Consider the following 23406-nt stretch of genomic DNA (forward strand, 5'->3'; position numbering starts at 1 on the left):
TGCGCTACTTCAGCCCGGACACGCGCAGGTAGAACGCGGTCAGGTCGTGGCCCCACATGAAGGTCACCCAGCCGGCCACCGCCAGATACGGTCCGAACGGGATCGGCGTGGCCCGGTCGCGTCCGCGCACCGCGAGAATGATCGAGCCGACGATCGCGCCGGTCACCGCCGACAGCAGGATGATCGGCAGCAGCCCGGCCAGCCCGCACCAGGCGCCGAGCGCAGCCAAGAGCTTGAAGTCGCCGTGGCCCATGCCCTCCTTGCCGGTCGCCTGCTTGAACAGCCACCACACCGACCACAGGCTGGCGTAGCCGACCACCGCGCCCAGCAGGGCGGGCTTGGCCGGCATGTACAGATTGTCGAGGCTGGCGATGAGCCCCAGCCACATCAGCGGCAAAGTCAAGGAGTCGGGCAACAGTTGGGTGCGCGCATCGATACCGGACAGGGCCACCAGAAAGCCGGTCAGCACCAGCGCGCCGAAGCCCTGCCAGCCGAAGCCGAACCGCCACACGCAGGCCGTGAACAGCAGCATCGTCAGCAGTTCGATCGCCGGGTACTGGACCGAGATCGGCGCCTTGCAGCTGCGGCAGCGCCCGCGCAGCGCCAGCCAGCTGACCACCGGGATGTTCTCGTACCACGACAACTGATGCCCGCAATGCGGGCAATGCGAGCGTTCGACGACGATGCCGGGGGGCGGCGGGTCGTAGAGGTCGGGCTCGCCGAGGATCTCGCGGCTGTCGCGCTTCCACTGCCATTCCAGGCGCCTGGGCAGACGCAGGATCACCACGTTGAGGAAGCTGCCCACCAGCAGGCCGAGGCCGGCGGCGAGGGGATAGCCCAGGGCCGGGTTGTGATCGAGAAAAGCCATGCGTCAGCCGGTCGCCGCCATCGCGAGTTTGAAGATCGGCAGGTACATCGCGATCACGATCGCGCCGACCAGGGTGCCGATGATGACCATCACGAACGGTTCGATCAGGCTCGAGATCGCATCGACGGCGTTATTGACCTCTTCTTCGTAGAACTCGGCCACCTTGAACAGCATCGTGTCCAGCGCGCCCGCCTCCTCGCCGATTGCGGTCATCTGCACCACCATGTGCGGGAACAGGGCCGTCTGCCGCATCGCCATGTTGAGCTGATAGCCCACGGCCACATCGTCACGCATGCGCAGCACTGCGTGCTCGTAGACCGAGCTGCCGGTCGCGCCCGACACCGAATCCAGCGCCTCGACCAGCGGCACGCCGGCCTTGAAGGTCACGCCCAGCGTGCGCGCGAAGCGCGCGATCGACGAGTTGTGCAACACCCGGCCGACCACAGGCAGACGCAGCAGCATGCGATCCACCCCGTGCTGCAGTGCTGGGGAGCGCTTGAACGCGAACATGAAACCGAACGCGGACGCAAACACGACGATCGCGATCAGCCACCACCACTTCACCATCATCGCCGAGATGCCGAACACCAGCTCGGTGAACGCCGGCAGGTCGGTGCCGAAGCTCTCGAAGGTCTCACGGAACGTCGGCACGACGAACACCATCAGGATCGCGCAGACCAGGATGGCCACGCCGATGATCGCGACCGGGTAGAACAGCGCCTTCTTGATCTTGCCCTTGATCGACTCGATGCTCTCTTTGTACGAGGCAATCGTGTCGAGCACGGTTTCCAGAGCGCCGGCCGACTCGCCCGCGCGCACCAGGTTGCGGTAGAGCTCGTCGAACTGCACCGGATACTTGCTCAGCGCCTCGAAGATCGACGCACCGCCCTCGATGTCGACGCGGATGCCGTCGACCATCTGCTTCATGCGCGGGTTCTTCTGGCCGTTGCCGATGATCTCCAGCGCCTGCACCACCGGCACACCGGACTTCATCATCGTCGCGGTCTGGCGACTGAAGATCGCGATGTCGCGCGCGGAAATCGCCTTGCCGGCGCCGCCGAACAGCGGCTGGCGCTTGGGCTGCACCAGCGTCGGCTGGATGCCCTGGCGACGCAGCTCGGCGCGCAACAGATTGGCACTCTTGGACTGCTGCTCGCCCTTCATCTTGATGCCGCGCTTGTCCGTGCCCTCCCAGGCGAACAGGCGCAGCGTCACCCCGGCTTGCGCCGGCGTCGCGTTCGAAGCGCGGACAGTCTTGCGGGCCGCGGTGCGTGAGGTCGACATGGAACGTTCCCCAGGGGTCGGCGTGTCCCTCGCCGGACGGATGGCCGCATGGTAGCGAAAACCGGCCCCTGGCGCTCGACGCCGCGGGCCCCGGGTGGGGATCAGTCCTTGGTGACGCGGTTGATCTCGGCCAGGCTGGTCAGGCCCTGACGGGCCTTCTCCAGCGCCGATTGGCGCAGGTCCTTGACCCCCGCGCGCTGCGCAGCCTCGGCGATCTGCATCGCGTTGCCGCCCTGAAGCACGATCGTCTGGATCTGCTCGCTCATCGGCATCACCTGGTACACGCCCACGCGTCCGCGGTAGCCGTTGGTGCATTCATCGCAGCCCACCGGCTCGTAGATCTCCACGCCCGCGCGGACCTGCTCCTCGGTGAAGCCTTCGGTGAGCAGCGCATGGTCGGGCAGCACAACGCGCTGCTTGCAGCGCGGACACAGCCGCCGCGCCAGTCGCTGGGCGATCACCAGCGTGACCGAGCTGACGATGTTGTACGGCGCGATGCCCATGTTCATCAGGCGCGCGATGGTCTGTGGCGCGTCGTTGGTGTGCAGCGTCGAGAGCACCATATGGCCGGTCTGCGCCGCCTTGATGCCGATCTCCGCGGTTTCCAGGTCGCGGATTTCGCCGACCATGATCACGTCCGGGTCCTGACGCAGGAACGCGCGCAGCGCCGCGGCGAACGTCATGCCCCGGCGCTCGTTCTGCTGCACCTGGTTCACGCCCGGCAAGCGGATCTCGACCGGGTCCTCGACGGTCGAGATATTGCGGGTCTCATCGTTGAGGATGCCCAGCGCCGTGTACAGCGAGACCGTCTTGCCCGAGCCGGTCGGGCCGGTGACCAGCACCATGCCGTAAGGCTTGTGGATCGCATCGAGGAACAGCTTCTGCTGGTCCGGCTCATAGCCCAGCTTGTCGATGCCCAGCTTCGCGGCGCTGGCATCGAGAATACGCAGCACCACCTTCTCGCCGAACAACGTCGGCAGCGTGCTCACGCGGAAGTCGATCTGTCGTGTCTTGGACAGGTTCAATTTGATGCGCCCGTCCTGCGGCGCCCGCTTCTCGGCGATGTCGAGCTGCGCCATCACCTTCAGGCGCGCGGCGATGCGCTGGTTGAGCTTGACCGGCACCTTGGCCGCCAGCTTGAGCATGCCGTCGACGCGTAGCCGCACGCGGTAGTCGGTCTCGTAGGGCTCGAAGTGGATATCCGAGGCGCCGCGCTTGATCGCATCGACCAGCACCTTGTTGACGAAGCGCACGATCGGCGCATCGTCCTTGCCGTCGACGACGTTCTCGATCCGGCCGCCGTCCTCGTCGTTGCCCACATCCAGGCTCTCGAGACCTTCGGCATCGTCCAGCGCGCCGGCCAGCGAATCCGAGCTCGACAGCCACAACTCCAAGGTGCGGCGGATGCTGTCCTCATCAACCAGGATCGGCTCGACGGTGAGATTGGTCTGGAACTTGATGTCGTCCAGCGCCAGGGTGTTGGTCGGATCGGCGGTACCCACGAACAGGCGCGGCCCGCGCTGGAACAGCGGCAGCACCGCATGCTTGTTGAGCAGTTCCTCACTGACCAGCTTGACGGCGCTCGCCTGCGGCGCCATCGCCGCCGGGTCGAACAGCGGCATGCCGAACTCCACCGACAACGCCGCCGCCATCTGTGCCGCGCTGACCAGCTTGTGCTCGCGCAGGTAGCCTGCGACATTGCGTCGCGCCGCGGTGGCCTTGTCCAGTGCCTCACGCGCGGCCGCTTCGTCCAGCGCACCGTCCATGACTAGGCGGCGGGCGATGCCGGTGATGCCGACGAGATTGGGGCCGGGTTGGACGCTCATCTGATTGCTCTGCGGTGGACCGCGGGCACTCTACTGCAACCGGCGTCGCGGCGGCGCATCGTGGCCCGCCAGGTCGCTCGCCCATCGGCGAGGCCGATCTGTAGGGATGAGGCTTGGTCGCCAAAACCGGGGTCAGAGTGCAATTCGCCACGCGAAATTGCACTCTGACCCCGGTTTGGGTTGCGAGAATGCGTATCGGACGCTAGCGACGAGCGCGCGGCGACCGGTGGGTGTGTCTCAGCCACCGGCGCCGACACCAGCCGCCGAGTGCGGACGCCAACATCGCCGGCACGGCGAGCAGGGCGGCATACACCACGCCAGCTGCCAGCAGCGGGCCTACACCCGATACCGCGATCACCACCGGGACCTGCGCGAGCATCACCATCGCGCCCCAGCACCACGCGCGTATCGGGAAGGCCAGGCCGAGGGCCAGCGACAACGCAAGCGCCGCAGGGCAGGCAAGCGTCCAGTAGCGCTCCGCATCCCACGGCTCGCCGCCGCCCATCGACAGTGACACCACGCTCCAGAGTGCAAAACCGGCAAGCGCGGCGATGGATAAGGGCAGCCAGGACGGCTTCATTGGCGGCAGCTCAGGCGCGTGCGTCGCACGAAAGGCGACATCTTATCGATCCCGCGCTTTCCCCCGGAAGTTAATGCATGCAGCCGTGAAATAAATGCACGGACTTGGCGCTATCCGTGAAAATCACGCACACACCGGCATCGCCAGGGCGTCATGTCCCGGCTCTGCAGACGATCCCGTCGCGCGGCAGCGCTACCCGTCGGTGTCGTCGCGTGCCATCAACCGCGCGATCGTGCGTGGATGCACGTTGAAGCGCTGGGCCACCGTCCGGTGTGTCAGGTGATCGCACAGCACCAGCTTGCGGGCTTCCTCGCGCTGGTCCCGCGACAGCGAGCGGGCGCGTCCCATATGGCGTCCCCGTGCGCGCGCCGCGGCCATCCCGGCGCGCGTGCGTTCGCTGATCAACGAGCGCTCGAACTCCGACAGCGCCGCCATCATGTGGAAGACGAGCCGGCCGCCCGACGAGTCGGTGTCGATGTACTCGCACAGCGAGCGGAAGCGGACCTGTCGCTGCCCCAGGCTGGCCAGCAGGTCCACGAGGTGGGTCAACGACCGGCCCAGACGATCCAGCCGCCACACCACCAACGTGTCGCCGGCTTGGGCGTTGGCAAGCAGTTCATCGAGTCCGGGGCGCGACCGCAGGCCGCCGGACACGCCCTCATCAGTGAAGATCTCGGTACAGCCGGCGGCCTTCAAGGCGCTCAGCTGCAGGGTGACGTTCTGTTCGTCAGTCGAGACTCGCGCATAGCCTAGAAATCTCATGCCTACCGCGCAGCCTCCGTGTTCGCCAGTCCCCGTGGGCGACACTCCCTGTTGACACAAGGGAACCCTTTCCTCCCTGTGTCCATTTCGGCTGCGCCGAATCCTTAATGCGAACTACGCCCTTACTTTCGCCCGTCCATATTGCGGGCGATTTCAGTTTTGCACAAGGGTTCCCTTTCGCCGCAAAAGACTCGAAGTTTCACCAATTCTTGCATTTTATTTCCTTTCGAGTTGGGCGTTATAGATTAACAGAAGAGTAGTGCGAGAAGGGGCAAGTCCGCATTCATTTGCTTAGCAGGTCGGCATCTTGCGATGCGCCGCGGCATGAATCGACAGGACATACGAAGTGGCTCACGTCTTTCCCTGGAGAGGGCGACGGAGCGCATGCGTGTGTCTGCCCGAAAAAAAGCAAAAACGACCACTGCCCGCCAGAGCGCGTCGGCAGTCCTATGACGATTGTCTAAAAACAACAAGATGTGAGGACGCGAAATTGAACAGGATCTATCAGAAGAAATGGAGTCGCGCACTGCAACAAGTGGTCGTGACGTCCGAACTGGCCAGCGCTGAAGGCGCGGCCGCCGTGGTGACTGGTGTCGTCGGTGCCCCGTCCGACGCAAGGCTCACCACCGCACTGCGCTGCGCCCTGTGGGGATCGCAGGCGCTGTTGCTGACGGGTGCGATGTTTGCGGTGCCGCAGGCGGCGATGGCCGTCGATGCTTTCTGTCAGAACGCGACAGGGCAGGTTGTCGGTAGGGGTGGAAATTTCGGGAACGCAGTCGCATGTGGCAATGATGCCCTCGCGAATGGCAACGCTGGTGTCGCCATAGGTAGTGGTGCCCGTGCAACCGCCAACGCGACCACGGGTGTGGGCTACGCGGCCCAGGCCAATGGCCCGAACAGCAGCGCCTTCGGTGGGCAGGCTAGGGCAATGCGCGAAAGCGCCGTTGCTGTTGGTGCGCTCGCAGTCGTGGAAGGCAATGGCAATTACGGTGTCGCAATGGGCCGGGAGTCTTACGTCACTGGCGCCTACGGGATCGCGACCGGCTATCAGGCCAAGGCGTTGGGGAGTGGCGCGGTTGCGTTGGGTCAGCAGGCCAATGCAAGCGGCATCAGCTCCGTTGCGATTGGCCAGCAGGCTAATTCCTCGTTCAACAACGCTGTTTCGTTAGGCTATGCCGCCCAGGCGCTGGGTTCAGCAAATATCGCGCTAGGGGCTACTGCCAGGGCCGAGCAGACGGGTGCGATCGCCATGGGTTATGGCGCTCAGGCGATAGGATACAGCGCCGTGGCGCTTGGGGCGGGCGCCACTGCCAATGGAGACCGCCATGCCGCTGTGGGGTACATGTCGGAGGCAGCTCCCGCAGTTGCGACGAGTGCAATGGTGGTCGGCGGCACAGCGTATAGCTTCGCGGGTGGCGCACCAACTGCCAACTTTAGTGTGGGTAACACTCGAACTGATCAGTACGCCCAGAAACGTACCATTACCAATGTGGCGGCCGGCCGCGTCAACGCGGCCAGCACCGATGCGGTCAACGGCAGCCAGCTCAACGCCGCCTATCAAGGCATCAACCTGCTGTCGACCTCGACCTCGACCAGCATCAGCTCGCTGTCGACGGCGATCGGCAATGGCGGTACGGGCGGCGGCAACGCCGTGCAGTACAACGACGCGGCGCGCACGGCGGTCACGCTGGGCGGCGCGTCGGCCACCGCACCGGTGCGCCTGACCAATGTGGCGCCGGGCGCGCTTGCGACCACCAGCACCGATGCCGTCAACGGCAGCCAGTTGTTCTCGCTGTCGACCTCGGCCTCGACCGGTGTCGCGTCGCTGTCGACGGGCGTCGGCTCGCTTTCCACTGGCCTGAGCACCACCAACAGCACGGTCACCTCGCTGTCGAGCGGTGTGAGCACGACCAACAGCACGCTCGCGTCGCTGTCGAGCTCGACCTCCACGGGCCTGGGTTCGCTGTCCACCGGCATCGGCTCGCTGTCCACCGGCCTGAGCACGACCAACAGCTCGGTGACCTCGCTGTCGACCGTCGCCGCGAACGCGGTGCAGTACAACGATGCTTCGCATGGCCAGGTCACGCTCGGCGGTGTCGGCGCGACGACGCCGGTGAAGCTGAGCAACGTCGCGGCGGGTTCGCTGGCGGCGGGCAGCACGGACGCCGTCAACGGCGGCCAGCTCGGTCTGCTGTCGACCTCGACCTCGACTGGCCTGAGCTCGCTGTCCACCGGCCTGAGCTCGACCAACAGCACGATCGCCTCGCTGTCGACGCTGAGCGAAAACGTCGTGGTCTACAACGACGGCACGCACACCGCGGTCACCTTCGGTGGCACCAACGCGACCGCGCCGGTGCGGCTGACCAACGTGGCCGCCGGCTCGCTCGCCGCCGACAGCACGGATGCCGTCAACGGTAGCCAGCTCGGTTCGCTGTCCACCTCGACCTCTACCGGCCTGAGCACGACCCGCTTCGATCTGAACTCGCTGTCCACGTCGACCTCGACGGCGTTCGCGAACCTCCAGACCGGCGGCACCGAGAATGCCGTGCAGTACAACGACTTCTCGCGTTCGGCCGTCACCCTGGGTGGCACCACCGCGACCGCACCGGTCCGGCTGACCAACGTGGCCGCCGGCTCGCTCGCCGCCGACAGCACCGATGCGGTCAACGGCAGCCAGCTCGGTTCGCTGTCCACCTCGACCTCCACCGGCCTGAGCACGACCAACAGCACCGTGGCATCGCTGTCGACCTCGTCCTCGACCGGCCTGGGCTCGCTGTCCACCTCGACCTCGACGGCGTTTGCCTCGCTGTCCACGGTGGGTGCGAACGCAGTGCAGTACAACGACGCCTCGCACTCGTCGGTCACGCTGGGCGGCGCTTCGGCGACCGCGCCGGTGAAGCTGACCAATGTCGCGGACGGCTCGCTCGCGGCCGGCAGCACGGATGCGGTCAACGGCGGCCAGCTCGGCTCGCTGTCCACCTCGGCCTCGACCGGTCTGGGCTCGCTGTCCACCTCGACCTCGACGGCGTTCGCCAATCTGTCGACCGTGAGCGCCAACGCGGTGCAGTACAACGACGCGACGCGTACGGCGGTCACGCTGGGCGGCACGTCGGCCACGGCGCCGGTGCGGCTGACCAACGTCGCGGCCGGTTCGCTCGCCGCCGACAGCACCGATGCGGTCAATGGCAGCCAGCTTGGTTCGCTGTCGACCTCGACCTCGACCGGTCTGGGTTCGCTGTCCACCGGCCTGAGCTCGACCAACAGCACCGTGGCCGCGCTGTCGACCTCGGCCTCCACGGGTCTGGGCTCGCTGTCCACCTCGACCTCGACGGCGTTCGCCAACCTGTCGACCGGGGCCGCCAACGCGGTGCAGTACAACGACGCCTCGCGCTCGATCGTCACGCTGGGTGGCACGTCGGCCACGGCGCCGGTGCGGCTGACCAATGTGGCGGCCGGTGCGCTCACCGCCAACAGCACGGACGCGGTCAACGGCAGCCAGCTGTTCTCGCTGTCGACCTCGACCTCGACCGCCTTCGCCAATCTGTCGGCGGGCGGTAGCGGCTTCAACGCGGTGCAGTACAACGACGTCAACCACGACGCGGTCACCTTCGGCGGCGCCGCTGCCCAGGCCCCGGTGCGGTTGAACAACGTTGCGGCCGGTTCGCTGGCGGCCAACAGCACGGATGCGGTCAACGGCAGCCAGCTGGGCGCGCTGTCGACGAGCCTGAGCACGACCAACTTCAACCTCAACGTGCTGTCGACCTCGACCTCGACTGCGATCGCCAACCTGACGGTCAACGGGGGTGGTGCGGCGAACGCGGTGCAGTACGACGATGCCTCGCACACCAAGGCGACGCTCGGCGGCACGTCGGCGACCGGGACGGTCGGTCTGACCAACGTCTCCGACGGGTCGCTGGCGAGCGACAGCACCGATGCGGTCAATGGCCGTCAGCTGGGTTCGCTGTCGACCTCGACCTCGACCGGTCTGGCCTCGCTGTCCACGGCGCTGAGCAGTATCGGCACCGGCGGCGGCAGCCTGATCGGCGGCGGTGGCGACACCGGCGGCGGCGCCCCGCGTCCGCCGGCGAAGGCCGACGGCGACGGCAGCCTGGCGGCTGGCGGCGGCTCCAATGCCAACGGCAACGGCGCGACCGCGGTCGGTTCGGACTCCAACGCCAACGGCGACAAGACCACGGCCATCGGTTCGGGCTCGTCGGCCAGCAACCAGGGCACCGCGATCGGTGCGGGTGCGGTGGCCAGCGGCGCCAACTCGGTCGCGTTGGGGGCAGGGTCGATTGCCGACCAGCCCAACACCGTGTCGGTGGGTTCGCCTGGCCATGAGCGTCGCATCGTCAACGTGGCCGACGGTATCGCCGATACGGACGCGGCGAACATGCGTCAGTTGCGTGCGGTCGAACACCGTGTCGACCAGATCGAGCGCAACACCAACGCCGGCATCGCAGGTGCGATGGCGATGGCGATGATGCCGCAGCCCACCGACCCGGGTAAGAGCATGGTCTCGGCCTCGCTCGGCGGGTACGACGGCGAAGGCGCATTGGCCGTCGGCGTGTCGCGCGTCTCGGAAGACGGCGACTGGGTGTTCAAGGGCGGTGCCACCGTCAACACCCGCGACAAGACCGGTGCAGGCGTGAGCGTCGGCTATCAGTGGTGATGCGTTGACCGCGCACGGCCGCCTTCGGGCGGCCGTGTGTGGGCGGCATTCGCTCGACTGACAGGAGGTGGTGTGTGAAGTCGTTCCTGGCAAAGCTGGGCACCGTGGTGTTGCTGGTGCTGTTGATCCTCGCCCTGGCGTTGATCGTGTTGTTGTTTGCGGGCACGGGACGGGCGTCCCAACTGGCCCGCGGTATGACGGGAAGCAGTTCGCCGATCAGCGAGCTGCTGTTTCCCAACCTCGCCGCAGAAGAGCAGGCGAGACAAGGCATTTTCGTCTCCGAGGCCGAGCTGCGACGGCTGGTGCTCGGCATGACGCGGCGTCAGGTGCTGGCGCTGCTGGGCCCGCCGCAGTTCAGCGATGGACTGCCCGAGCCGCGCGAGTGGAGCTATGTCATCAAGCCCAGCCCGCGGGCGCCGGTGGCCGAGGCGTGTCGGGCGCGGATCTGGTTCGACAAGGAGAACCGGTCGAGCGGGATCGCGTTTCAGCCGGCCGGCTGCGCGCCGATGGCGCGTGACGATGTGCGCGACGGCGTGGCCGCGGCCCGCCGCCGCAGTGCCTGCGCACCGCCGCACGTGGAGGTGCGGATGCCGCCGGCCGAGCAGGCCAGCGGGGCGATGTCGGGCTCGCAGGGCCATCGGCAGTCGGCGTTCGTCTATCGGGCGCGTGCCGGGGCGCCGTTGCGCCCGGACACCCTGCATGCCGCGCCCATGGGCCCGCATGGAGACACGCATCGGGACTGGCCCAGTTGGTTCGCCGTCCGGCGCGCGCCTTCGACCACGCCGCAACCGCTGGCGCAGGTCGAGACCGCGGCCGCCGACCACGGCGGGCAAGGCGTCGCCGAGCAGGCGCGGCCCATGAAGTAGCGCACACCGAACAGAGCCATCGGGGCTGGCGGGATCGCCCCATCGCGTGACACCAGGGGGCCGCCCGGCGCGGCCATGGAATCGAGCGAGGACACAACGGAATGAGAATCGGACTTTCGATCAGCAGTGCGCATCCGCACGACGCCGCCGAAGCGGCGGCGCGTCGGCGCGCCCTGCACATGGCCCAGGCGCTGGCGGCCGTGGACACGGTCGAGCACGTGATGCTGGTCGATACCGCGCAGGTGCCGCAGGCCATGGACGAGGCCGATCCCGAGACGCTGCGCTTGCCGGTGGCCGGTCAACGCGAGGCCACCGAACAGCTGGACATGCTGATCGAGATCGGCGGCCAGCCCGACCTGGAATGGCTCGACTATCTGCGCGCCCGCGGCAAGCGCGTGGTGCTGCATCCGCCGCATCCGCCGTATGCACGGCTGATGGAGGCGACGATCTTCGACCGGCCGCGCGGCTTCGCCCGGCCGCGGCGTTGCGACGAAGTGTGGCTGCTGCCACGCGACGCCGCACTGGCGCCGACGATGCGGGCCTTGCACCGCTGCCCGGTGCAGGAAGTGCCGCTGCTGTGGGGGCCGGAGTTCGTCGATGCCCAGGCCCGGGTGCTGCAGGGGCAGGGCATCGAGTACGGGTCCCGGGCCGCGCGTCTGGCGCGCGAAGGCACCGATGCGCCCGACAGCGAGCTGCAGAGCCTGCGGATCGCCTGCATCGCCAGCAATACCTCCGTGCTCGATGTGGCCCTGCTGCCGATCCTGATCGCCAATCACGCCTACCGCATGGGCACGGTCGCGATCGAGCACGTCCACGTACTCGGCAGCCTGCACCTGCGCCAGCACCCGACCTTCGCCGCGCTCAGCCCGCATCTGCAGCTGGTGAGAGACGACCGTCTGCTGCTCACCGGCGCCCAGGGCTTTGCGCGCTACAGCGCCGAGCACCGGATCGACCTGGTCATCGCGCACCAGTGGTGCCGCGACCAGGACGCGGCCTGGCTCGACGTGCTGTACGGCGGCTTTGCGCTGGTCCACAACTCGCCCTGGCTGCACGCCGCAGGTGTGGGCGCCTATTACCCCGGCTTCGACATCGATGCCGGCGCCGACAGCCTGGCGCTGGCCGCGCACGACTGCCTGGCCGGTTTCGGCGCGGCGCGCTTGCGCGAGCTGGAATTTCTCGGCGGTCTGCATCCGCAGGTGCCGAGCAATGTCGCGGCGTTCGCGGCCGTGCTTGCCACTGCGCCAGCCCTTGCGGAGACGCTCGCATGAGCGGGGCCACCGGACGGCGCGGCGGCCTGCTCGAGGTCGGCATCACGCTGTATGTGCGGCGCGGGCAGCAGTCGATCTGGGAGAACGGCATCTTCCAGAACTGCTTCCTGCTGGCCACGCTGCTGCTGTGCGCGCCGCGCGTGGGCTCGGTGCGGCTGGTCAACGGCGGCGACGGCGACCCGACTCAGAGCGGCGACTTCCTGGCCGCCTCGCCAGTGCCGGTGATCGATCTGGCGACCGCGCTCGACGAACTCGACGTGGTCATCGAGCTCAGCGCCCAGCTCGACCCCACGTGGGCGCAGGCCTTCCGCGAGAAGGGCGGGCGGATCGTCGCGATGCACGTGGCCAACGACTACGTCATCGACATCGAGCGGATGATCTACGGCCTGGCACCGGGCATGCGCGCCTCGGGTGTGGTCTACGACAGCGTCTGGACGCTGCCGTCGTTCGAGGCCACCTGCGCCAGCTACTACCGCCACGTGCTCGGCGCCCCCGTACGCACAATGGGCCACCTGTGGAGCCCGGCGATGCTCGAGCACCGCGCCGCCGAGTCCGGTGTCGCATTCGAGTACGTGCCCGGCCGCACGCGTTGGCGGCTGGCGGTGTGCGAGCCGAACATCTGCTCGGTCAAGACCTGCCACATCCCGATGCTGGTATGCGATGTCGCCCATCGCCAGGCACCGGACGTCATCGTGCACCTGCGCGTGCACAACACGCTGCAGATGAAGGCCAACCCGGACTTCGTCGCCTTCGCGCGCAGCCTGGACCTGGTCAATCACGGCATCGCCACCTTCGAGCCGCGGCTGCCGATCGCCGACATCCTCGGCGTGAGCGCCGATGCGCTGGTGTCGCACCACTGGGAGAACGCCCAGAACTACCTCTACTACGAAGCGCTGTGGGGCGGCTTTCCGCTGATCCACAACTCGGCGCTGCTCGGCGGCTGCGGCTATCGCTACCGCGACTTCGACTGCGAAGACGGCGCCCGCGCCCTGCGGCAGGCCCACGCCATGCACGACGCCTCGCTGGCGAGCTACCGCCGCGACGCGCGCGCCTTTCTCGACACGCTCCACCCGGCCAATCCCGACAACGTCAGGCAGTACGAAGCGGCGCTGGAGGCGCTGTTCGCATGAGACGACATCAAGCCCGTGCCGCGCTCGCCGCCTGGTTCCTGGCGGCCTGTGTCGTGGCCCACATCCTCCTGGCCGCCGTGACCCAGGCCGCCGAAGCGCAACCGGTGGCGATGCCCGCCAGCCAGGAACTGCCCTTGCTCGCCAGCGCCGCCCGCCGTGCCGGCATCCGCACCTGCCTGCCGGCGCTGTCGGCGATCTCGGCCAGCGTCTCGCGCGATGTGCTGCGCCAGGACGTGCTGCTGGACTGGGATCGCGAGTCGCCCGACGACGGCGCGTTCTTCAGCCTGCTCGCCTCCGAGACCCGCGACCGCACGATGCTGCTGTCGGTCAACCGCGTGCCCGAGCGCAATGGCGGCTGTGCGTTCCTGGTCGAGAACATCCAGGCCGATCGCCGCGCCTGCAATGTGCTGGCCTCCGACGAACTCGTCGGCTACACCCGGGTGCCGTTCCTGCCGACGGTCGATGTCTACACCCTGGCCGAGCGGCCGCAGGAAACGGTGATGCTGGTGCGTGCCTCGCCCGGCTGCTTGATGGTCTGGCGGCACGTGCAGTACGGCATCGGCCGACCGACCCGCATCCCCGGCACCGCACCCGGCTATCAGGCCGGGGAGGGCGGGCAATGATCGAGTCCCTGCTCGGGCGGCTCACCGGCCGGCGCGCGGCCTATGTGCGCGACCTGACCGATGAAGGCGTGGTGCGCACGCCGCTGCGCATCGGCATCACGCTGGGCCTGCATGCGCCCGACGAAAGCCTGTGGACCAACGGCATCAAGCAGAACGCGCTGTACCTGGCCAAGCTGCTGCTGGGCAGCCCACACGGCCACCAGGTGCTGCTGGTCAACGTCACCGACGTGCCGATCACCGATCGGCTGCCGTGGGATTTGAAGCAGTTTCCGACCGTGTCGTTCGAGGCCTGCCGCGATCAGCTGGACGTGCTGATCGAGCTCGGCGGGCAGATCGACGCCGCGCAGACCCAGCACCTCAAGGCGCGCGGCACGCGCCTGGTGAGCTACTGCTGCGGCTTCGAGTACATCCACAACGCCCAGGCGATCCTGTTCGGGCGCCGACTGTGGGACACGATCTTCGTCAACACCCGCTACGACGCGGTGTGGGTGATTCCGCAGGTCGCCGAAAGCACGCTGCACTTCCTGCAGACGCTGCGCCGGGTGCCGGCCACGATCGTGCCGTTCGTCTGGGATCCGATGTTCCTCGAGCAGCGCACGCTCGCGTTGCCGCATGCCGGGCAATACCGCCCCACCGATGGCGCCAAGCGGCTGACGGTGATGGAGCCCAATCACGACATCACCAAGTTTTGTCTCTATCCGGTGCTGATCGCCGAAGAGGCCTGGCGGCGGGTGCCCGAATCGATCGGCCATCTGCACGTGACCAATGCGGCGCGCATCGCGGTGGAGAGCCCGGAGTTCATCGGGCTGATGGCCCAGCTCGACATCGTGCGTGCGGGCAAGGCGAGTTTTGTCGGGCGGTTCGAGACGCCCAACTTCCTGGCCGCGCACACCGACGTGGTGATCTCCCACCAGTGGGCGAATCCGCTCAACTACTTTTACTTCGATGTGTGCTGGCAGGGCTATGCGCTGGTGCACAACGCCTCGCTGTGTGCGGGCCTGGGCTACTACTACCCCGGCAATGACGTGCAGGCCGGCGCGCGGCAGCTGATCGAAGCGCTGACCCGGCATGACCTGCAGTGGGACAGCTATCGCACCACCCAGCGCGAGCGCATCGCGCCCTATCTGAGCACTGATCGCGCACTCATCAGCGCCTACGACGCGCTGCTCGCGAATCTATGCAACGCGGAGGCGCGGCCATGAGCCGGCGCTTGCTGTCGTACGTCTGCGCGCTTGCGGGCGACTGGGCCGCCGGCAGCCCCGTGTCACGCGCCGGCTGCGCGGCCACGCCACCGAATTCCTGTTTCACCCGTCCCATGGCCGTGTTGGCCGCAATGACCACCCCTGAGGAAGTATCTAAATGAATCGCATCTACGCACTCCGCTGGAACGCATCCATCCGTCGTTGGGTCGTGACCAGCGAACTGGCCAAGCGCACGCGCCCAGCCACTGGTGCGTCCGCAGGAAGCGGTCGCACGATTGGCGCCGCCGTACTTTCGATGGGCCTGCTCGGCGCAGGTCTGCCCGCGGCCTATGCCGCTGACTACACCGTGGCCAATGAGGCAGAACTGCGCAACGCGTTGGACGAGGCTGCGGCCGATGGCGACGCGGAGTCGACGATCACGTTGACCGCGAACATCGCGATGGCCGATGTCACACCGCTGCCAGCAATGCCCAAGCCGGTGGTGCTCAACACCGGCACGTTCGTGCTCTCCGAGCTACCGACCACAGGCAATATCCCGGGCCGCACGTTGACGGTGGGCAGTGGATCGCTGTTCGTCATCGGCAGCATCACCGGTGGCAACGCGGCGACGGTAACCACCAACAGTCCCGCCGGCGGTGCGGGCATCACCGTGCCAACCGGTTCGGTGCTCGAGAACAGGGGAGCCATCACAGGTGGCCGGGGAGGTGGGCGGAATTTCGCTGAGTCGCCTGCTATTTCCGGTACTGGTGGGGCTGGCGCCGCGATCACTGGAGGCAGCTTCGTCAACACTGCGTCCGGCGTCCTGACCGGTGGTGCAGGCGGTCAGTTGAATATGCAGAACAGTGCGAACAGTCAGTTGTACGTCACAGCGGGTGGGGCAGGCGGTGCCGGCATCGTCGTCAGCGGCGGTGGCAGCCTGAACAATGCCGGCCTCATTGTTGGTGGCGTCGGCGCCAGCCCCAGCAATCGGGCTAACGCCCAGGTGGCCTTCGGTGGCAATGGCGGCACCGGTGCGCGCCTGACGGCGGGTTCCCACGTCAATAGCGGCACCATCCGCGGCGGTCAAGGGGCAGTGGGCTACAACTACGGGTCATCCGGTCACGGCGTTGCTGGCATTGGCGTTGAGCTCTTGGGCGGTGCATCGCTGGTCAACACCAGCAGCGGGTCGATCGTTGGCGAGAATGGGCGCGCTGGAGGGGGTGGCAACACCGGCACCGGGCGGCCTGGCGCTGCCGGTGTCACGGTCACCGATTCCCGATTCGAGAATCTGGGCACTGTCGAGGGCGGACGTACAGGAATAAGCAGTGGTAGCGGAATTGGCGGCTCCGGTATCAGCGGTTCCAATGCCTATGTGATCAACGACGGCATCTTGCTCGGCGGCCTGGACGTTAATGGGACGACCCGGGGTATCGGACTGGCTTTTCTCGGCGGCACCAATACCTTGGAGCTGCGTTCAAATAGCGCAATTACTGGCAATGTAGGTGCGTTTAGTGCCGGTAATGACACGCTGGCGCTTGGCGGCTCGGTCGATGCCAGTTTCAATGCCGCTGAGATCGGCCCGTCGGCGAAGTATCGTCGTTTCGGCAAGTTCTCCAAGATCGGCACCAGCACCTGGACGCTGACCGGCACGAACACCACAACGACACCGTGGACGCTGACCCAAGGTGTGCTCGCGGTTTCGGCAGATGGCGCACTCGGTGCAAACGCCGGCGCACTGACCTTCAATGGCGGCACGCTGCGTGTGGACGGCACCGCGTTCAATACGACCACCCGCGCGATGCAGGTGACGTCTGCCGGCGGTGCGTTCGATATCGCCGACGCCGCCAACACCCTTACGCTCGGACAGGTGCTTGCAGGTGATGGCGCGATCGCCAAGCGCGGTGCCGGCACGCTGGTCTACGCCGGCAACAACACGTATGCCGGTGGCACGACCATCGAAGCCGGCACGCTGCAGCTCGGCAACGGCGGCACGGCCGGTGCGGTCGTCGGCAACATTGTCAACAACGCCGCGCTGGTGGTGAATCGCAGCAATGCAGCGACGCTGGCCGGCACGATCTCCGGCAGCGGTACCGTCACCCAGTCGGGTGCCGGCACCACGACGCTGACTGGCACCAACAGCTACACCGGTGCGACCAACGTCACCGCCGGTACGCTGTTGGTCAATGGCGATCAGCGCCTGGCGACCGGTGCAACCAGCGTTGCCAGTGGCGCGACGATCGGCGGTGCGGGCACGCTGGGCGGCGATGTCGCCGTGGCCAGCGGCGCGACCCTCGCCCCAGGTGCGACCGCGGGTGCACCGGGCACGCTGACCATCGCCGGTGATCTCTCGCTGGCCGATGGCGCGGTGCTGAACTACCAGTTCGGCCAAGCCGGCACGGTCGGTGGTCCGCTCAATGACCTGACCGCGGTCGAAGGCGACCTGGTGCTCGACGGCACCTTGAACGCGACCGCCTCGCCGGGTGGCAATTTCGGGGGCGGCCTGTACCGCGTCATCAGCTACAACGGGGCGCTGACCGACAACGGCCTGGCGCTGGGCACCGGGCTCGACCCGGCGACGTTCAACGTGCAGACCTCGGTGGCCAAACAGGTCAACTTGGTCAACACCGCTGGGCTGAGCCTGAACTTCTGGGACGGCGATGCCGGCGGCCGGAACGACGGTTTCATTGATGGCGGCAACGGCACCTGGCAGGCCCGCTCGGCCGGCGGCGACGACAACTGGACCGACGCCGATGGGTCGATCAATGCCACGTACTCCGATGGTGCCTTCGCGGTCTTCGCGGGCACCGGCGGCACCGTCGATGTGGACAACGACGCCGGTGCAGTGACCGCGAGCGGGATGCAGTTCGCGACCAATGGCTATGTGGTGCAGGGCGATGCGCTGACGCTGGTCGAGGACGGTACCAACGACGCGACGCTGCGCGTCGGTGACGGCACGACGGCAGGCGCTGGCTATACCGCGACCATCGATGCGGTACTGCAGGGCGACACGCCCGTCACCAAGACCGACGCCGGTACGCTGGTGCTGGGCGCGGACAACACCTATGTCGGCGGCACCACGATCGAAGGCGGCACGTTGCAGCTCGGTCACGGCGGTACGACCGGCAGCGTGCTTGGTGATATCGCCAACGAGGGTGCGCTGGTCATCAATCGCAGCAATACCGCCACGTTGGCGGGCACGATCTCCGGTACCGGCAAGGTGACCCAAGCCGGCACCGGCACGACGACGTTCACCGCCAACAACACCTACACCGGTGGTACCACGATCTCGGCCGGTACGCTGCAGTTGGGTACCGGCGGCACGACCGGCGGCTTGGTCGGTGATGTGGTCAACAACGGCGCCTTGGTGATCGACCGCAGCAACGCGGTCGCGATGGCGGGCACGATCTCGGGCACCGGCAAGGTCACGCAGGCCGGCACCGGCACCACGACGCTGACCGCCGACAACACTTACACCGGCGGCACGACGATCTCGGCTGGCACGCTGCAGCTGGGCAACGGTGGCACCACCGGTGGCGTGGTTGGCAATATCGTCAACGATGGCGCGCTGGTGATCGATCGCAGTAACGCCGTCGCGATGGCGGGCGTCATCTCCGGCAGTGGCACCGTGACCCAGGACGGGACCGGCACCACCACGTTGTCTGGTGCCAACACCTACACCGGCGCGACCACTGTTGCCAGCGGCACGTTGCTGGTCAACGGCAACCAGCGCGGTGCGACCGGCACGACCAGCGTCGCCAGCGGCGCGACGATCGGCGGCTCCGGCGTGATCGGCGGTGATGTCGCGGTGGCCAGCGGTGCGACACTCGCCCCGGGTGCGACCGCCGGTGCGCCGGGCACGCTGACCATTGCGGGCGACCTGTCGCTGGCCGACGGCGCGGTGCTCGACTACCAGTTCGGCCAGGCCGGCGTGGTGGGCGGTCCGCTCAACGACCTGACCCTGGTCGAAGGCGACCTGGTACTGGACGGCACCTTGAACGTCACGCAGTCGGCCGGCGGTGCGTTCGGCGGTGGTCTGTACCGTGTCATTGGCTACAACGGCGCGCTGACCAATAACGGCCTGGCCCTCGGTGCCGATCTCGACCCGGCGACGTTCAATGTGCAGACCTCGGTTGCGAACCAGGTCAACCTGGTCCACACCGCTGGGCTGAGCCTGAACTTCTGGGACGGCGAGGCGGGCGGGCGCAACGACGGCACGATCACCGGTGGCGACGGCACCTGGCAGGCACGCGCGTCGGACAGCAACGACAACTGGACGGACGCCGACGGTGCGATCAACGCCGCATACTCCGATGGGGCGTTCGCAATCTTTGCGGGCACCGGCGGTACGGTCGATGTGGACAACAGTGTCGGCGCGGTTACGGCGAGCGGTCTGCAGTTCGCAGCTGACGGCTATGTCGTGCAGGGCGATGCGATCACGCTGGTTGACGAGGCCGCGGACGGCACCGTGATTCGCGTGGGTGACGGTACGACCGCGGGTGCAGGATTCACGGCCACCATCGATTCGGTGCTGCAGGGCGACACCGGCTTGGTCAAGACCGATGCCGGCACGCTGGTGCTGGGCGGTGCCAACACCTACACCGGTGGCACGACCGTCACCGGTGGTGCGGTCGCGATCTCCGAAGATGCCAACCTCGGTGCAGCGACCAGCGGGATCACCCTCGACGGCGGCACGCTGCGGGCGCTGGCGGATCTGGACAGCGATCGCGCGATCGCTGCGCAGGCCGGTGGTGCCACGCTCGACACGCAGGCCCATGCGGTAACGCTGGGCGGTGCGATCGACGGTGCCGGTGCACTGACCAAGGCCGGCACCGGCACGCTGACGCTGACCGCCGACAACGGCTATGCCGGCGGCACGACGATCTCGGCGGGCACGCTGCAGCTGGGCAATGGCGGCACGACCGGTCATATCGTCGGCGACATCGTCAACAACGGCACGCTGGCAATCGACCGCAGTGACGCCGTGACGCTGGCGGGTGCGATGTCCGGCACCGGTCACCTGACCCAGATGGGCACGGGCACGACCGTGCTGACCGGCGCCAACACCCACACCGGCGGCACGACGATTGCAGCGGGGACGCTGCAGGTCGGCGACGGCGGCACCACGGGCAGCCTGGCCGGTGACATCGTCAACAACGCGGACCTGGTGATGAACCGCTCGGACGAGACGATGCTGACCGGGGTGATCTCCGGCACTGGCCATCTGACTCAGGCGGGCACCGGCACCACCGTATTGGTCGGCGACAACACCTACACCGGCGGTACGACGATCTCGGCCGGCACGCTGCAGGTCGGTAACGGGGGCGATACAGGCAGCCTGATCGGCAATGTCGACAATGCCGGGACGCTGGCCTTCGATCGTGCGGGCACGACCCGTTTCGACGGCACCATCACCGGCGCGGGTCGTGTGGTGCAGACCGGTCCGGGTGCGGTGCTGTTCGGCAATGCCAACATCTATGCCGGCGTGACCGAGGTGGCCAGCGGTTCACTGCAGGCGGGCATGGCCAATGCCTTCAGTGCCAACTCGCGGCATGACGTGGTCAAGGGCGGCATGCTGGATCTGGCCGGCTACGACCAGACCGTCGGTGGTCTGCGCAACAGCGGCATCGTGTCGCTGATGGGGGCCACCCCGGGCACGACGCTGACCGTGCGTGGCGATTACGTCGGCGATGGCGGCGTGCTGCGCATGAGCACGACGCTGGAGGATTCGTCCAGCCCGACCGACCGCCTGGTGATCGACGGCGGCGCGGTCAGCGGTCGTACGCTGATCGAGTTGACCAATCGTCAAGGCCTCGGCGCACAGACGACCGGCGACGGCATCGAGCTGGTCCGTGCGATCAACGGCGCAACGACCACCGCGCAGACGACAAAGGATGGCTTCGCCCTCGTCGGCGAGTACGTCGACGCCGGTGCCTACGAGTACCGCCTGCACGCGGCTGATGCTGCGGGTCTGGGCGAGAACTGGTACCTGCGCTCGACCAATCGCGGTGAGGTGCCGTTGTTTGCCTCGCTCAGCGGTCAGCTGCGCACATCGTCGGCCGGCATGCTCGGCAACCTGCATCAGCGCATGGGCGACGCGACGATGGGCAGCGGCTCGGAATCGGCGGGCTACCGCCAGTCCTGGGGCCGTCTGGTCAGCATCGATCGCAGCCTCAAGCAGGGCGGCGATGCGACACCGAGCAGCCGCGGGCGCCAGAACGGCCTGCAGATCGGCTCCGATGTCTGGGCCGGCGGCAACTGGCACGTGGGCGCGTACTTCGGCACGTTGGCCGGCGAGATGCAGGTGGAAGGTTCGGCCCGCGGCAGCACGAACCTGGCGGTGGGCCGCACCGATCTCGACAGCAAGTTCGTCGGTCTGTACGGGACGTACGAGGGCGAGAACGGTTTCTACGTCGACACGGTGCTGCAGGGCGGCCGCCTGCGCTACAAGCTCGTGCCCACGGCCAGCGACATGGTGTCGGGCAAGGGCGACAGCCGGACGGTGTCGGTGGAAATCGGCCAGGCGTTCCCGATCGGGCGCGACTGGCAGATCGAGCCGCAACTGCAGCTGATGCACCAGCGTCTGAGCAATGACGACGTGCAGATCGCGAACGCCTTGGTCCAGCAGGACACGGCCGACAGCCTGACCGCGCGCGTGGGCGTGCGGCTGAAGGGCGAGTTCGAGACCGGCGCGGGGCTGCTGCAGCCCTACACCCGGGTGAACTACTACCGCACGCGCTCGGACGAGGACGTGTCGCGCTTCATCGGCCCGTCGGCGACGGCGGACATCGTGACCCCGACCGGCGGGCGCAGCAGCGAGGCGGCCATGGGCATGACCTTGTCGGTGAACCGCGAGGTGAGCCTGTTCGGCGAGGTCAGCAAGTTGTGGGCGCACGGCGACCAGAGCCGAAGCCGCAGCGACGATCTGTCGGCAAGCGTGGGCGTGAAGGTGGGTTGGTGAGGCACCGCGGGCACGACGGATCTGCCGCCGTGCCCGCATCGCGCCCGATGCACTAGACCCAGACATCGGGCTTGTCAGGCACGCGCGGCGGTTGCCGCGCGTGCCTCCATCGTCTGTCGTGGATGCGGCCGTCGCTGGCCGCAGGTAAGGAGGCTGGTCCATGTCGTGTGCGGTCGATCCCCGCGCTGCGGGGCGAATGCAGGATGTCTGGCTGTTGGTCACCCTGCGCAATTACGGTCAACTCAACGCCACATTCGGCCCGGCGGCCGGCTATGGCGCCGATGGCATCGCGCCCAGCGTGCTGCGCGCATTGAGTTGGATCTGCGCCTTGCAAGGCGCGTTCATCGAATGGGTCGGACCGGACCGGCTGATTGTCCGGCTCGATTTCTCGGGTCCCGAGCTCAGCGAACAGGAAAAGCGCCAGTTGGTCGAGGACTGGCTGGTCCTGCTCAACCGTCGCTACGTGCTCGAGGACGACACCGAAGTCATGCCGGCCGTGTCGGTGCGACTGATCGAGGAGGTGTCCAATCTCGGCCCAGGCGCCGAAGGCGAGGCCGTGCTGTTGCAGGACCTGACCTGGCAGGCGGACTACCGGCGCGACATCGCGCTGGCGGTCGCGCTGCACGACCAGTTGGACAAGGGCCATATCGAGGTTGCCCGCTCGACCATCGTGCCCGGCGACGATCCCGACTGCGTCATCTATCACGAATTGGTGCTGCAGCTGTCCGCGGCCTCGCCATTTCCGGCGAGCGACCTGCCGTTATGGCTGTCGGCGCTACAGCGTCTGGGCATGACGCGCCTGCTCGACCACACGCTGTTGCACACCGCGCTCGACCAACTGGTCGCCGATCCCGAGCTCACGCTCGCCTGCAGCATCTCGCTGCAGAGCGCGGCCTGCGATATGTGGTGGAGTTCGTTGTTCGAGCGCCTGCAGGCCGACCCGCAACTCGCAACCCGGCTGGTGGTGCAGATCGCGATGCCGGTGCCGGTGCTCGACACCGCGCCAGCGGAGGCGTTCTGCCAGCGCCTGCGCGATGCCGGGTGCTCGATCGCGTTCGACGGCTTCGGCAGCGGCCGCTGCAACCTGGATTTCCTGCTTGCGGTCAAGCCCGCGATCGTGTGCATCGGCGAGCGCTACGCCTACCTCGACACGCGCAAGGAAACCCAGGAGACCTGGAGCGACGAAGTGCTCGACGCACTGCAATCGCTGTGCCGGGCCGCGATTCCGCACGTGGTGATCATCGAGCGGCGCGAAGCCACCAAGGCGGCGATGCATGCCGTGGACGGCAACTGGTCGCTCTATCGCGGACGCGCGGGCCAGCACCGCGCCAACGGACAACTGCGTTCCCGAGACCGCGCCCTGCAACGCGTTGCGTGCTGATTCCAGC

13 protein-coding genes are annotated in these 23406 nt (G+C 67.5%); 8 read left to right on the forward strand and 5 right to left on the reverse strand.

The features are described 5' to 3' along the window. Nucleotides 1-4: 4 nt before the first annotated feature. From WAF18_RS04620 to WAF18_RS04640, 5 genes are all read right to left on the reverse strand, one after another. Complete coding sequence (locus tag WAF18_RS04620; RefSeq protein ID WP_337244090.1) at nucleotides 5-868, reverse strand: A24 family peptidase; 864 nt, start codon at nucleotides 866-868, stop codon at nucleotides 5-7. Between the two features lie 3 nt (nucleotides 869-871). Then, nucleotides 872-2032 carry a type II secretion system F family protein gene (locus WAF18_RS04625; protein WP_337244369.1) on the reverse strand — a complete coding sequence of 387 codons (1161 nt, stop codon included), beginning with the start codon at nucleotides 2030-2032 and terminating at the stop codon, nucleotides 872-874. Between the two features lie 221 nt (nucleotides 2033-2253). Beyond that, nucleotides 2254-3978: a type IV-A pilus assembly ATPase PilB gene (pilB, locus tag WAF18_RS04630; protein WP_337244091.1), complete on the reverse strand. Its 1725-nt coding sequence runs from the start codon at nucleotides 3976-3978 to the stop codon at nucleotides 2254-2256. A 202-nt stretch (nucleotides 3979-4180) separates the two neighbouring features. Continuing rightward, entirely contained in the window at nucleotides 4181-4558 is a 378-nt protein-coding gene (locus WAF18_RS04635; RefSeq protein ID WP_337244092.1) for a hypothetical protein, read from the reverse strand. Between the two features lie 192 nt (nucleotides 4559-4750). Beyond that, complete coding sequence (locus tag WAF18_RS04640) at nucleotides 4751-5320, reverse strand: recombinase family protein (RefSeq protein WP_337244093.1); 570 nt, start codon at nucleotides 5318-5320, stop codon at nucleotides 4751-4753. Between the two features lie 1489 nt (nucleotides 5321-6809). Here WAF18_RS04640 and WAF18_RS04645 point away from each other — a divergent pair. The 8 genes from WAF18_RS04645 to WAF18_RS04680 all read left to right on the forward strand — a co-directional run bounded on the left by WAF18_RS04645 (nucleotide 6810) and on the right by WAF18_RS04680 (nucleotide 23399). Further along, nucleotides 6810-9992, forward strand: a complete 3183-nt coding sequence (locus WAF18_RS04645; RefSeq protein WP_337244094.1) for a YadA-like family protein — start codon at nucleotides 6810-6812, stop codon at nucleotides 9990-9992. A 74-nt stretch (nucleotides 9993-10066) separates the two neighbouring features. Then, nucleotides 10067-10858 (forward strand): outer membrane protein assembly factor BamE, encoded by a 792-nt coding sequence (gene bamE, locus WAF18_RS04650; RefSeq protein WP_337244095.1) that lies wholly within the window; start codon nucleotides 10067-10069, stop codon nucleotides 10856-10858. A gap of 101 nt (nucleotides 10859-10959) precedes the next feature. Next, nucleotides 10960-12126 carry a DUF2827 family protein gene (locus tag WAF18_RS04655; RefSeq protein ID WP_337244096.1) on the forward strand — a complete coding sequence of 389 codons (1167 nt, stop codon included), beginning with the start codon at nucleotides 10960-10962 and terminating at the stop codon, nucleotides 12124-12126. After that, nucleotides 12123-13256 carry a DUF2827 domain-containing protein gene (locus WAF18_RS04660; RefSeq protein ID WP_337244097.1) on the forward strand — a complete coding sequence of 378 codons (1134 nt, stop codon included), beginning with the start codon at nucleotides 12123-12125 and terminating at the stop codon, nucleotides 13254-13256. Before WAF18_RS04655 ends, WAF18_RS04660 begins: the two co-directional genes overlap by 4 nt. Next, complete coding sequence (locus tag WAF18_RS04665; protein ID WP_337244098.1) at nucleotides 13253-13879, forward strand: hypothetical protein; 627 nt, start codon at nucleotides 13253-13255, stop codon at nucleotides 13877-13879. Before WAF18_RS04660 ends, WAF18_RS04665 begins: the two co-directional genes overlap by 4 nt. Beyond that, nucleotides 13876-15081, forward strand: a complete 1206-nt coding sequence (locus WAF18_RS04670) for a DUF2827 domain-containing protein (RefSeq protein WP_337244099.1) — start codon at nucleotides 13876-13878, stop codon at nucleotides 15079-15081. Before WAF18_RS04665 ends, WAF18_RS04670 begins: the two co-directional genes overlap by 4 nt. A gap of 157 nt (nucleotides 15082-15238) precedes the next feature. Continuing rightward, on the forward strand, nucleotides 15239-22018 hold the full coding sequence (locus WAF18_RS04675; RefSeq protein ID WP_337244100.1) for an autotransporter-associated beta strand repeat-containing protein: 6780 nt from the start codon (nucleotides 15239-15241) through the stop codon (nucleotides 22016-22018). Nucleotides 22019-22178: 160 nt separating this feature from the next. After that, entirely contained in the window at nucleotides 22179-23399 is a 1221-nt protein-coding gene (locus WAF18_RS04680; RefSeq protein ID WP_337244101.1) for an EAL domain-containing protein, read from the forward strand. The last annotated feature ends 7 nt before the right edge of the window (nucleotides 23400-23406 follow it).

The sequence above is a fragment of the Luteimonas sp. gir genome, from assembly GCF_037198055.1.
Taxonomy (GTDB): domain Bacteria; phylum Pseudomonadota; class Gammaproteobacteria; order Xanthomonadales; family Xanthomonadaceae; genus Luteimonas; species Luteimonas citri_A.